Source organism: Micromonospora sp. MA102 (assembly GCF_025460765.1).
In the GTDB taxonomy this organism is placed as follows: Bacteria; Actinomycetota; Actinomycetes; order Mycobacteriales; family Micromonosporaceae; genus Micromonospora; species Micromonospora halotolerans.
This window is the reverse complement of record NZ_JAMWEG010000024.1, coordinates 61,896-74,540: the sequence shown is the minus strand read 5'-3', so window position 1 is coordinate 74,540 and position 12,645 is coordinate 61,896. Positions and strand designations below refer to the sequence as shown.

Genomic DNA, 12,645 nt, shown 5'->3' with positions numbered 1-12,645 from the left:
TGGGTACGTTCGAGGTCATGGAGGTTGCCCTGTGGGTGGTCTTGGTCCTGATGCTCGGAGGTGCCCTGGTGTTCTGGCGGTGGGGGAGCAGGTCCCGGCGGGCCACCGAGCTGGCCGACGCCCGCGCTGAGGCGCAGCGCTGGTACGAGCGGCTCGGCGGGCAGTTGATGAACCTGCACGGGGACGCCCCGGCGGTCCGCCAGGCGCTGGCCGACGCCGGTGAGCGCTACAACGCGGCCGGTTCCCAGCTGGAGCAGGCGGGCACCCCGCACCAGTTCGCGCTGGCCCGGGAGACCGCGCTGGAGGGTCTGGCGTACATCCGGGCGGCGCGCACCGCCATGGGCATCGACCCGGGCCCGGAGCTGCCGCCGCTGGCCGCCGCGCGCGGCGCGGGCATGCTCACCAAGGAGCGCGAGGTGAACGTGCAGGGGCAGACCTACCGGGCCGGCCCCCAGCCGGGAAACCAGACTCCCTACTACTATCCGGGCGGAAACTGGCAGGGCCGCCCGGTGCCGGCCGGCTGGTACTCGACGCCGTGGTGGAAGACCGCGCTGGGCACCGGCGCCGGCGTGCTCGGCGGCATCCTGATCGCCGACGCGCTCTTCTCGCCCGCCTTCGCCGACCCGGGCTACGGCTACGAGGCCGGCTACCAGGAGGGCTTCAACGACGGCTTCGACGACGGCCAGGACCAGGGCGGCGACCAGGGCCAGGATCAGGGCCAGGACTTCGGCGACCAGGGGCAGGACTTCGGTGACCAGGGCCAGGACTTCGCCGGCCAGGGCGACTACGCCGGCGGCGGGGACTTCGGCGGTGACTTCGGTGGCGGCGACTTCGGCGGCGGGGACTTCGGTGGGGGTGACTGGTAGCCCGCCGCGCGGATGACGAAGGCCCCGGTCCGCGCGACCGGGGCCTTCTCGTCGACCGGGGTCAGCCGGTGTTGCGCATGCCGGCGGCGATGCCGTTGACCGTGGTGAGCAGCGCCCGCTCCAGCGCCGTGCCGTCGTTGGGGGCGCGGCGGCCGCCCGGCGCGGTGGCCACCGCGCGGCCCGCGGCGCCGGACTCCCGGTACTGGCGCAGCAGCGCCACCTGGAGGTGGTGCAGCGGCTCCAGGTAGGTGTCCCGCACGGCGAGGGTGCGCTGGAGCACGGGCGAGTTGTCCAGCAGGGCGGGTGAGGCGGTGATCGCCAGCACCTCCTGCTTGGTCAGCTCGTACTCCTGCTCGATCTTTTCGAAGATCGGGTGCAGTTTCTTCGGGACCAGGGTCTCCACGTAGCGCCGGGCGATGGACAGGTCGGTCTTGGTCAGCATCATCTCGACGTTCGACAGGAACGTGCGGAAGAAGTGCCAGTTCCGGTTCATCTCGGCCAGCACGTCCTCCAGCCCGGCCGCCCGCGCGGCGGCCAGCCCGGAGCCCACGCCGAACCAGCCGGGCACGATCTGCCGGGTCTGTGTCCAGCCGAACACCCACGGAATGGCCCGCAGGCCGGACAGCCCGGCGCCGGTGTTCGGCCGCTTCGCCGGCCGGGAGCCGATGTTGAGCGCGCCGAGCAGCTCGGTCGGGGTGGAGGCCCAGAAGTAGGCGGGCAGGTCCGGGTCCTCGACCAGCGACCGGTAGGACCGGAAGGCCGACTCGGAGACCACGTCCATGGTCGCGTCCCAGCGTTCCAGCATCTCGGCCGGCTGCCGGGGCGCGGTGTGCAGCAGCGTCGCCTGGAGCACCGCCGCCACGGTCAGCTCCAGGTTCTCCCGGGCCAGCGCGGGCAGCGTGTACTTGTCGGAGATGACCTCGCCCTGCTCGGTCACCTTGATCGCGCCGTCGAGCGTGCCGTACGGCTGGGCCAGGATGGCCTCGTGGGTGGGGCCGCCGCCCCGGCCGACCGTGCCGCCCCGGCCGTGGAAGAGCCGCAGGTGCACGCCGTGCCGGGCGGCCACGTCCCGCAGGGCCCGCTGGGCCCGGTGGATGGACCACTGGCTGGTGGTGATGCCAGCCTCCTTGTTGGAGTCGGAGTAGCCCAGCATCACCTCCTGCACGTCGCCGCGGGCCGTCACCAGCGCCCGGTAGGCCGGCAGGGACAGCAGCTCGTCCAGCAGCTCGCCGCCGGCGTTCAGCTCGGTCGGGGTCTCCAGCAGGGGCACGAAGCCGATCCGCGCCCGGCCGCTGTGCGCGTCGACCAGGCCGGCCTCGCGGGCCAGCACGACCGCGGCGAGCACGTCGTCGACGCCCATGGTCATCGAGATGATGTACGACTCGATGACCTCGGTGCCGAACCGGTCCTGCGCCTCGCGGATCGCCCCGAACACGTCGAACGTCTTCTGCGCCGCCTCGGTGAGCGGGCTGTCCACCGTGGAGAGCGGCCGGCGGCCGGCCAGCTCGTCGGCGAGCAGCTTGGTGCGCTCCAGGCGGGTCAGCGACGGGTAGTCGGACACCTCGCCGACCGCCGCGTAGAGCTGGGCGAGCACCGCGTGGTGCGCCTCGGCGTGCTCGCGCACGTCCATGGTCGCCAGGTGCAGGCCGAACGCGGAGACCGTACGGATGGTCGAGGCGAGCCGGCCCACGGCGGTGAGCTGCCCCGAGTTGCGGGCCAGCGAGGCGCGCAGCAGCTCCAGGTCGGCGATCAGCTCGGCCGAGCCGCGGTAGTCCCGCCCCGGCACGTGCGGGGTGGCGGTGCGCAGCCGCTCCCGGGTGTTGGCCAGCTTCGCCTTCACGCAGCGCGCCTTGAGCCGGTAGGGCTCCTCGGCGTTGACCCGGCGGAACCGGGGCGCCACCTCGGGCAGCGCGTCCAGGTCGGTGGCCAGGCTGGCGGAGAGGTCGAGGGAGACCGCGCGCAGCCGGCGGGAGACGCTGACCTCGCTGATCAGCTCGTCCATGGCCTTCTCGGTGGCCGCGATGCCGTGCTCGTGCTGGATGCGCAGCACCTCGCGGGTGACCGCCGGCGTGACGAACGGGTTGCCGTCCCGGTCGCCGCCGATCCAGGTGCCGAAGGTCAGCGGGCGCGCGGTCGGCGAGGTCTCGACGCCGAGGGTGCGCAGCGTGTCGGCGAGGTCGTCGAGGACCTGCGGGGCGGCCTCGGCGTGCAGGTCGCGCAGGTAGTAGATGGCGTTGCGGGCCTCGTCGGTCGGGTCCGGCCGGTCCAGCCGCAGCTCGTCGGTCTGCCACATCAGGTCGAGCAGTTCGGCCAGGCGCCGGTTGGCCGGCCCCTCGTCGCTGGCGCCGTAGAGGATCGCGTTGGCGGTCTCGGCGTCCAGCTCGTCGGCGACCGCGCGCAGCTTGGACAGGATGGACCGGCGGGCCGCCTCGGTGGGGTGGGCGGTGAACACCGGGCGTACCGCGAGCCGGCGGGCGGCGGCGGCGATCTCCTCGGCCGGCACCCCGCGCTCGGCGATCATCTTGGCCGCCTGGTCGAGCCAGCCGCCGTGCATGGCCCGCCGCCGGCGCAGGTCGCGGGCCCGGTGCACCTGCTCGGTGATGTTGGCCAGGTGGAAGTAGGTGGAGAAGGCCCGGGCCAGCTTCGTGCCGGTGGTGACGTCGAGCCCGCCGAGGCGCTGGGCGGCGGCCGGCGGGTCGGAGCGGACCTGGGCCCGGATCTCCTCGACCAGGTCGAGCAGGGGGCGGCCCTCCTGCCGGGCGAGGGTCTGCCCGAGCAGCGTGCCGAGGCGGCGGATGTCGGCCCGGAGAGCGGCGTCGGGGCCGTCGTGGTCGTGCTGGTCGGTCACGGGTGCGCTCCTTACGCGAGTACGAAGGACAGCGCTGTCCGACTCCCTGGATGGTATCCGCGCGGGCCCCGGCGGAAGGAGGGGGATCGCGTGACGATCTGCACTCTGGGACCCGTGGACCGGCTCAGCCATGGGCGGGCGGCCCGGCGGAGGTGTCCGGGCGGGCGCGGGCGGCCCGCACCGCGCGCCGGTGGCTCCGGAAGATGGTCGCGGTGAGCAGCCCGACGATCCCGAGCAGGGCCCAGAGGGTGAGCCCGGACAGCGTCCAGCCCGTCGAGCGGCGGTCGAAGTAGACCGCCGACTTGATCAGGTCGGTGGTCAGGCCGGGCAGGTTCCAGCGGTGCATCCCGCGCATCCAGTCCGGCAGGAACTCGGGGGCGTAGATGCCGCCGGAGCCGGGGTTGCCAAGCACCACCAGCAGCAGGATCACGAGCCCGGTGCCGAGCAGCCCGAGCCACGCCTGCACGGCGCTGGCCACCATGGCGGCGGCGAAGACGGCCAGCGCGCCGGCCGCCGCGACCGCCGGGATGTCGTGGTGCCAGACGTCGAGCACCGGGCCGACGACGGCGGCCCCGACGATGCCCAGCACGGCGGAGTAGACGGCCAGGGCGGCGAGCCGCAGCCCGGCCCGGGGCAGGCTCACCGGGGCGGTGCCGGTGCTCAGGCCCAGCGCGGTGGAGGCCAGGTAGCCGCCCAGCACGAGGCCGACGGCCAGGTAGAACGGGACCAGCCCGCGCGGGTCGGTCGGTTCCACCGGCACCTCGTCGGTGACCTGGATCGGCAGGTTCGCCTGCTGAGCGGCCTGCCGGAGCACCTGGGTCACCAGCTCGGTGGCGGCCGGGGCGGAGGCGCTGGCGGTGACCAGGCGCAGGCCGTTGTCCGGGCCGGAGGTGAGCAGGCCGTACACCTCGCGGGTCGTCAGGCCGTCGTCGGCGGTGGCCGGGTCGTCGTACTCGATGGGTTCGATCTTGTCGGTGCGCTGGCGGACGGCGGCCAGCACGGCCTGGGCGCGCTGGTCGCCGAGCACCACCCCGACGGGCACGTCGTGGGGCCTGGGCTGGTGCAGCGCGCCGACGTAGGCGGCGATGAACGCGGTGGCCAGGGCGAGCGTGCCGAGCAGCAGCGCGGCCGTGCGGGGCAGCCAGTCGCGTACCGGAAGGTCCCGCTGCGCCTCGTCCACGCGCTCAGCCTATTGCCCGCATATGTCCGCCTCGGGCGCTTTCTCCGGCGGAATTCGCTGGCCCGGCCCGATAGCTTCGGATCATGGTGTCGCCCAGCTACCCCCCGAAGCCGAAGCCCGGCGACCGCGTCGCGGTCGTCTCGCCCTCCGCCGGCCTGCCCGGCCTCTTCCCGCACGTGTACGAGCTGGGCCTGCGCCGGCTCCGCGAGGAGTTCGGGCTGGAGCCGGTGGAGTATCCGACCACCCGGCAGATGGGGGCCGACCCGCGGGACCGGGCACGCGACCTGACCGCCGCCTTCGCCGACCCGAGCGTCACCGCCGTGCTCGCCACCGTCGGCGGGGACGACCTGATCACGGTCACGCCGTTCCTGGACGACGCGGTGCTGCGGGCCAACCCGAAGCCCTACTTCGGCTACTCGGACAACACCAACGTCCTCAACCACCTCCACCGGCTGGGGATCGTCGCCTACCACGGCGGGTCGGTGCTGGTGCACCTCGGCCGGTCCGGCGCACCGCACCCGCTGACCTTCGACTCGCTGCGGGCGGCGCTGTTCACCTCCGGCTGGTACGAGCTGACCCCGGCTCCCGAGTGGGGCGACGAGCCGCGCGACTGGCGCGACCCGGCGACGCTCGCCGAGGAGCCGGTGATGTTCCCCGGCGAGGGCTGGCGCTGGCACGGGCCGGCCCGGGTGGTCCAGGGGCGCACCTGGGGTGGCTGCCTGGAGATCGTGGGATGGTTGCTGGCCACCGACCGGGTCCCGCCGGCGGCCGACCTGGCCGGGTCGGTGCTGGTCGTCGAGACGTCCAACGAGCTGCCCGGCGCGCAGGAGGTCTTCCGGATCGTGCGCAACCTGGGCGAGCGCGGGCTGCTCGCCGCCTTCCCGGCGATCGTGGTGGGCCGGCCCAAGGCGTGGGACTTCGACCGGCCGCACACCCTGGACGAGCGGCGGGCCTGGGGCGAGGCGCAGCGGGAGGCGATCCTCCGGGCCCTCGCGCCGTACGCCGACGACCCGGTGGTGGTCTTCGACGTCGACCTGGGCCACACCGACCCGCAGTTGATCATCCCGTACGGCGGGGAGGTCCAGGTCGACGCCGTGGAGCGCCGGATCCGCGTGCGCTACTGACCCTCGGGGGGCACGGTCGCGTGCCAGTCGATGTGGTGGCGGTGGACGGGGCCGAACATCTGCTCCGGGGTGGGCATGGCGGGCCGGGCGCCCGCCTGCCCGGCCTTGGCGCGGTTGGTGGCGGCCGCGTTGCCCCCGATCAGCTCCACCCGGCTCCGGCGCAGCCGCTCGTAGGCGCCGAACGCGGCGGTGTGGTCGGGCAGGTCGCGCAGGCAACGGGCCAGTTCGACGGCGCTCTCGATGGCCAGTGAGGCGCCCTGCCCGGAGCTGGACGAGGGTGCGTGGACCGCGTCGCCGACGAGGACCAGGCGTCCCCGGTGCCAGTGCGGCACGGACGGCATGCGCTCCATCGGCCCGGTCGCCATCAGGGTGTCGGGCGCGGTGTGCGCCAGCAGCCGTTCGCCGGGGACGTGGCCCGCGTAGCGCTCGCGCAACCGCGTCAGCCACCGCTCCGCCGGGATCCGCCGGACCTCCGGCCAGGTGAGCGGCTCGGTGCGCGGCAGGCTGGCGAACCAGCAGAGCCGCCCGTCGGGCAGCCGCCAGTAGCCGATGAAGGAACTGCCGAAGGCGAAGTGCATGGTGGCGGGGTCGACGGGCGCGGTGTCCGCCGGGACGATCCCGCCGAAGCCGAGCACGCCGGCGTACTCGGGGCCGGGTGCCGCCGGGTCGATGAGTGTGCGGACGGTGGACCGGATGCCGTCCGCGCCGATCAGCACGTCGGCGCCGGCGGTGCTGCCGTCGGCGAAGACGGCGGTGACACCGTCCGGGCTGTCCTCGGCTCCGACGAGTCGCCTGCCGTACTCGATCTTCACACCCCGCGCGAGCGCCTGGTCGGTCAGCGCCCGGTACAGGTCGGCGCGGGCCATCACGTGGGTGGCCGGCAGCCCGGGGAAGCCGTGGAACTCGGCCAGCCGGTTTCCCGCGCCGTCGGCCATGACCACGCCGGGGACGGGATGGCCGGCCGCCCGGACCGCCTCCTCCGCCCCGACGATCCCCAGTGCCGCCAGGCCGTTCGGCGCGAGGCTCAGCATCGCGCCGATCCCGTCCGCGCCGCCCGGGTAAGCCTCGAAGACCGTCGCCTCGATGCCCGCCCTGGCCAGTGCCATCGCGGTGACCGTGCCGCCGATGCCGCCGCCGATCACCAGTGCCGTCCGTACCGAGCCCATGTGCCCACTCCCTCCGTCAGTAACAAGGAGAATAGTTTCACTGCAACTAGTCCGTGTCAACTAGTTTGGTTGGCTCTAGGATCGGTGCCGTGGACACCGCCGTACGAAGCTCGCCCCTCGCCCTGACCGTGCTGGCCCTGCTGCACCACGAGCCGCTGCACCCGTACGGCGTGCAGCGGCTCATCCGGCAGTGGGGCAAGGACCAGGTGGTCAACGTGGGGCAGCGGGCCAGCCTCTACCGGACCATCGAGCGGCTGCACGCCGACGGCCTGATCGCGGTGCGCGAGACCGGCCGGGACCAGGCGTACCCGGAGCGCACGGTCTACGAGCTGACCGACGCCGGCCGGCGGGTCGCCCGCGAGTGGCTGAGGCGGATGCTCGCCGAACCGAAGCAGGAGTTCCCGCAGTTCCCGGCCGCCCTGTCCCACCTCGCGATGCTCAGCCCGGCGGAGGCGGCGGAGGTGCTGGCGGAGCGGGCCGAGCGCCTCGGGCGGGCGCGGGCCGACCGGGCCGCCGCGCTGGGCGCGCACGCGGACCTGCCCCGGGTGTTCCACCTGGAGGACGAGCACCTGGACGCCGTCGCCGGCGCCGAGGAACGGTGGCTGAGGTCGGTGGTCGAGGACCTGCGCACCGGCCGGCTCACCTGGACGGCTCCGGAGCCGGCCGAACCATCGGACGGCCCCGCCCCGGCCTGACCCGGGGAACGGGCGGGAGGCGGCCGGCTGTCAGCCGACGACGGCGAAGGCGCGCACCGGGAAGGTGCCCATGCCGGCCACCCGCGGCGGGGTGGCGGTGAACCGGAACCCCTCCGGTGGCAGGCCGGCCAGGCCGGTCAAGTGCTCGACGATCGGGATGCCGGCCGCCAGCAGGTCGCTGTGCGCCGGACGCTGCCCGGCGGCGGCCGGGGTCATGTCGTCGATGTTGACCGAGTCGATGCCGACCAGCGCCGCCCCCGCCTCGACCAGCCAGTCCGCGCCGTCGGCGGTCAGGTAGGGCGCGTCGGGGCCGGCGTACCGGTCGGTGCCGAAGTGCGCGTCCCAGCCGGTGTGCAGCAGCACCGCGCGGCCGGCCACCTCGTACGGGGCGAGCATCAGCCGGTCCACCGCCCGGGTGCCGGCCGGCACCCGCACCACCACCCCGGGCAGGTCGGCGAGGCGGTCCAGCGGGACGCCGGTCAGATCCGGGCCGTCCGCCCAGCGGTGCGCCGGCGCGTCCACGTACGTGCCGGTGTTGGCGATCATGTCGATCCGCGCCACGTGGAACTCGACGCCCGGCGCGTAGCGCTCCCGGGACGCCTCACGGGTCAGCCAGTCGGTGATCCGGGGCGGCTGCCAGCCGGGCAGGGTGACCATGCCGTCGGTGATCACGTGGCTGAGCTCGACCAGCCGCCGTTCGCCGGCCGCCGGGGCGGCCAGCCCGCGACCGCCCTTGTGCGGCTCCGCCACGACGGTCCGGTTGGTGATCCGCACCTCGCCGACCATGAGCAGCCCGAGGTGCCGAACGAGGAGCGCGGCCAGCTGGTCGTCGGTGACCTCCGGGCCCGGGACGTCCAGCCGGAATCCTTCGGTCCGCAGCCCGCCGCCGTTCGCGAAGATCACCTCGGCGTCGAAGACCGCCCGGTACTCACCCGTCATGCGCCCCACCGCACCATGCCGGCCCGGACGCCGTCAAGATCGATGCCGGCGGCCCGGCTGCGGCCCGGAATGTCCGGGCAGCGGGATAGTCTCGAACGGTGCACCCCCCGTCCGGCTGGACGAGGGGTCGTCGCCGTGCGTCGACCTCCTGGAAGTGATCGCAGATGCTCACCGGACTCTTCTCCGCCGCCCTGGCCGACCCGGGGCTGGCCCGGGCGCGTGACCTGGCGCGCTCCGGTGCCGCCCAGGTCGACGGCCTCGACCTGACCGCCCCCGCCGCGCTGCGGCCGTTCGCCGTCGCCGCCGTCGCGGCCGACGAGCCGGCCGGCGGCGCGGGCCGTCCCGTGCTGGCCGTGACGGCCACCACCCGCGAGGCCGACGACCTGGCCTCCGCGCTGGGCAGCCTGCTGCCCCCGGAGCAGGTGGCGGTCTTCCCGTCCTGGGAGACGCTGCCGCACGAGCGGCTCTCGCCCCGCTCCGACACCGTCGGGCGGCGGCTGGCCGTGCTGCGCCGGCTGGCCCACCCCGGCTCGGCCGACGCGCACGGGCGCACCGGCCCGCTGCGGGTGGTCGTGGCGCCCGTCCGCTCCCTGCTCCAACCGCAGCTCAAGGGGCTCGGCGACCTGGAGCCGGTGCAGCTCGCCGCCGGCGACGAGGCGGACCTGGAGGAGGTCGCCCGCCGGCTCATCGACATGGCGTACGCCCGGGTCGACCTGGTCACCAAGCGCGGTGAGTTCGCCGTGCGCGGCGGCATCCTGGACGTCTTCCCGCCCACCGACGAGCACCCGTCCCGGGTCGAGTTCTGGGGCGACGAGGTCGAGGAGATCCGCACCTTCGCCGTCGCCGACCAGCGCACCATCGAGGGCGTCCCGCAGCTCTGGGCGCCGCCCTGCCGCGAGCTGCTCCTCACCCCCGACGTGCGGGAGCGGGCCGCCGCGCTCGCACAGGAGCACCCGGAGCTGACCGAGATCCTCGACAAGCTGGCCGAGGGCATCCCGGTCGAGGGCATGGAGTCCCTCGCCCCGGCGCTGATCGGCGCCGACTCGATGGAGCTGCTGGTCGACTGCATGCCGGCCGGCACCCACGTGCTGCTGTGCGACCCGGAGCGGATCCGCACCCGGGCCCACGACCTGGTGCGTACCTCCGAGGAGTTCCTCCAGGCGAGCTGGGCCGCGGCCGCGGTCGGCGGCCAGGCCCCGGTCGACCTCGGCGCCGCCGCCTTCCGGACCCTGGCCGACGTGCGCACGGCGGCCCGCGCCCTGCGCCAGCCCTGGTGGACCCTTGCCCCGTTCGGCCTCGTCGAGGCCGAGGCCGCGCCCGCCCGGCAGCCGTGGGAGGACGAGCCGACCGAGGTCGACGTGGCCCCCGACGACGCCATCGCGGTGACCCTGGCCGCGCAGCCCGCCCCGCTCTACCACGGCGAGACCGCCCGGGTGGTCGACGACCTCAAGCGCTGGGCCGGCGAGGGCTGGTCGATCGCCCTGGTCTTCGAGGGCCACGGCCCCGCCCAGCGGGCCGTCGAGGTGCTCCGCGACGCCGGCCTCGGCGCCCGGCTCACCGAGGAGGTGCCGGCCGCGCCCACCCCGGGCGACGTGCTGGTCTCCTGCGGCTGCCTGACCGCCGGCTTCGTCGACGAGGCGTCCCGGTTCGTGCTGCTCACCGGCAACGACGTCACCGGCGGCCGGGGCACCTCCACCCGTGACATGCGCAAGATGCCGAGCCGGCGGCGCAACACCATCGACCCGCTGGAGCTCAAGGCCGGCGACCACGTGGTGCACGAACAGCACGGCATCGGCCGCTACGTCGAGCTGGTCCAGCGGACGGTCAACGGCGCGAGCCGGGAATACCTGGTCATCGAGTACGCGCCGAGCAAGCGCGGCCAGCCCGGCGACCGCCTCTTCGTCCCCACCGACCAGCTCGACCAGCTCTCCCGCTACGTCGGCGGCGAGCAGCCCACCCTGCACAAGATGGGCGGCTCGGACTGGCAGAAGTCCAAGGCCCGGGCCCGCAAGGCGGTCCGCGAGATCGCCGCGCAGCTGATCCAGCTCTACGCCGCCCGCAAGGCGTCCAAGGGGCACTCGTTCGGCCCGGACACCCCCTGGCAGCGGGAGCTGGAGGACGCCTTCCCCTGGCAGGAGACGCCCGACCAGCTGGCCGCCATCGAGGAGGTCAAGCGGGACATGGAGCAGACCGTCCCGATGGACCGGCTGATCTGCGGCGACGTCGGCTACGGCAAGACCGAGATCGCGGTGCGGGCGGCGTTCAAGGCCGTGCAGGACGGCAAGCAGGTGGCCGTGCTGGTGCCCACCACCCTGCTGGTGCAGCAGCACTACAACACCTTCGCCGAGCGGATGGGTCAGTTCCCGATCACCATCCGGCAGCTCTCCCGGTTCCAGACCCCGAAGGAGAGCGAGCGGACGCTGGAGATGGTCGCCGACGGCACCGTCGACATCGTCATCGGCACCCACCGGCTGCTCCAGGCGGCCACCCGGTTCAAGCAGCTCGGGCTGGTCATCATCGACGAGGAGCAGCGCTTCGGCGTCGAGCACAAGGAGCACCTGAAGACGCTGCGCGCCTCGGTCGACGTGCTGGCCATGTCGGCCACCCCGATCCCGCGCACCCTGGAGATGGCGATCACCGGCATCCGGGAGATGTCCACGATCGCCACCCCGCCGGAGGAGCGGCACCCGGTGCTCACCTTCGTCGGGGCGTACGACGACCGGCAGGTGGCCGCCTCGATCCACCGGGAACTGCTCCGCGACGGGCAGGTCTTCTACCTGCACAACCGGGTCGAGTCGATCGACCGGGCGGCCCGCCGGATCCGCGAGCTGGTGCCCGAGGCCCGGGTCGCGGTGGCGCACGGCCAGATGGGCGAGGAAGCGCTCGAGAAGGTGATGGTCGGCTTCTGGGAGAAGGAGTTCGACGTCCTGGTCTGCACCACGATCGTGGAGTCCGGCATCGACATCCCGAACGCCAACACCCTCATCGTCGAGCGGGCCGACCTGCTCGGCCTGGCCCAGCTGCACCAGATCCGCGGCCGGGTGGGCCGGGGCCGGGAGCGGGCGTACGCGTACTTCCTCTACCCGTCGGACAAGCCGCTCACGGAGAACGCGCACGAGCGGCTGGCCACCATCGCCCAGCACACCGAGCTGGGCGCCGGCATGTACGTGGCCATGAAGGACCTGGAGATCCGGGGCGCCGGCAACCTGCTCGGCGGCGAGCAGTCCGGCCACATCGAGGGGGTCGGCTTCGACCTCTACGTCCGGATGGTCGGCGAGGCGGTCTCCGCGTTCAAGGGTGAGCACGCGGAGGAGGAGACCGAGGTCAAGGTCGACCTGCCGATCGACGCGCACCTGCCGCACGACTACGTGAGTGTCGAGCGGCTGCGCCTGGAGATGTACCGCAAGCTGGCCGAGGCACGCGACGAGGAGCGGCTGCGCGAGGTGGTCGCCGAGATGACCGACCGCTACGGCGAGCCGCCCACGCCGGTGCAGAACCTGGTCGCGGTGGCCCGGTTCCGGCTGCTGGCCCGGCGGTACGGCCTCACCGACGTGTCGATGCAGGGCAAGCACATCCGGTTCGGGCCGCTGCCGCTGCCCGACTCGAAGCAGCTGCGGCTCAAGCGCTACCACCCGGACTCGGTCTACAAGCAGGCGCTCGACCAGGTCAGCGTGCCCCGGCCGAGCACCCGCCGGGTCGGCGGCGAGCCGCTGCGCGACCAGGCGCTGCTGGAGTGGTGCGCCCAGCTCCTCTCCGACGTCCTGGGCGAGCCCGCGGCGCTGGCCGGTTCGGCCAGCCCCGCGATGGCGGGCGGAAGGTGACGCGGC

The 12,645-nt window shown here is 74.0% G+C and carries 8 protein-coding genes; 4 read left to right on the top strand and 4 right to left on the bottom strand.

Features of this window, described 5'->3' with window-relative positions:
- Positions 1 to 17 precede the first annotated feature (17 nt).
- Positions 18 to 866 (top strand): hypothetical protein, encoded by an 849-nt coding sequence (locus NFX44_RS30720; RefSeq protein WP_262287093.1) that lies wholly within the window; start codon positions 18 to 20, stop codon positions 864 to 866.
- Positions 867 to 927: 61 nt separating this feature from the next.
- Here NFX44_RS30720 and ppc read toward each other — a convergent pair whose 3' ends face one another.
- Entirely contained in the window at positions 928 to 3,714 is a 2,787-nt protein-coding gene (gene ppc, locus NFX44_RS30715) for a phosphoenolpyruvate carboxylase (RefSeq protein ID WP_262287092.1), read from the bottom strand.
- A 124-nt stretch (positions 3,715 to 3,838) separates the two neighbouring features.
- Entirely contained in the window at positions 3,839 to 4,894 is a 1,056-nt protein-coding gene (locus tag NFX44_RS30710; protein WP_262287091.1) for a hypothetical protein, read from the bottom strand.
- Positions 4,895 to 4,977: 83 nt separating this feature from the next.
- On the opposite strand from NFX44_RS30710, the gene NFX44_RS30705 reads away from it, so the two are divergent.
- The gene (locus NFX44_RS30705; protein WP_262287090.1) at positions 4,978 to 6,018 is read left to right on the top strand and encodes a S66 peptidase family protein; all 1,041 of its coding nucleotides are present in this window, start codon (positions 4,978 to 4,980) and stop codon (positions 6,016 to 6,018) included.
- Here NFX44_RS30705 and NFX44_RS30700 read toward each other — a convergent pair.
- Complete coding sequence (locus tag NFX44_RS30700) at positions 6,012 to 7,184, bottom strand: FAD-dependent monooxygenase (protein WP_262287089.1); 1,173 nt, start codon at positions 7,182 to 7,184, stop codon at positions 6,012 to 6,014. The genes NFX44_RS30705 and NFX44_RS30700 overlap by 7 nt on opposite strands.
- An 89-nt stretch (positions 7,185 to 7,273) precedes the next feature.
- Between NFX44_RS30700 and NFX44_RS30695 the strand changes: the two genes are divergently transcribed.
- Complete coding sequence (locus NFX44_RS30695; RefSeq protein WP_262287088.1) at positions 7,274 to 7,879, top strand: PadR family transcriptional regulator; 606 nt, start codon at positions 7,274 to 7,276, stop codon at positions 7,877 to 7,879.
- 30 nt (positions 7,880 to 7,909) lie between these two features.
- On the opposite strand, the gene NFX44_RS30690 is transcribed toward NFX44_RS30695, so the two are convergent.
- Positions 7,910 to 8,818, bottom strand: coding sequence for a cyclase family protein (locus NFX44_RS30690; RefSeq protein WP_262287087.1), 909 nt, complete (start codon positions 8,816 to 8,818; stop codon positions 7,910 to 7,912).
- 164 nt (positions 8,819 to 8,982) lie between these two features.
- Here NFX44_RS30690 and mfd point away from each other — a divergent pair, with 164 nt between their 5' ends.
- Positions 8,983 to 12,639 carry a transcription-repair coupling factor gene (gene mfd, locus NFX44_RS30685; RefSeq protein ID WP_262287086.1) on the top strand — a complete coding sequence of 1,219 codons (3,657 nt, stop codon included), beginning with the start codon at positions 8,983 to 8,985 and terminating at the stop codon, positions 12,637 to 12,639.
- Positions 12,640 to 12,645: the final 6 nt, after the last annotated feature.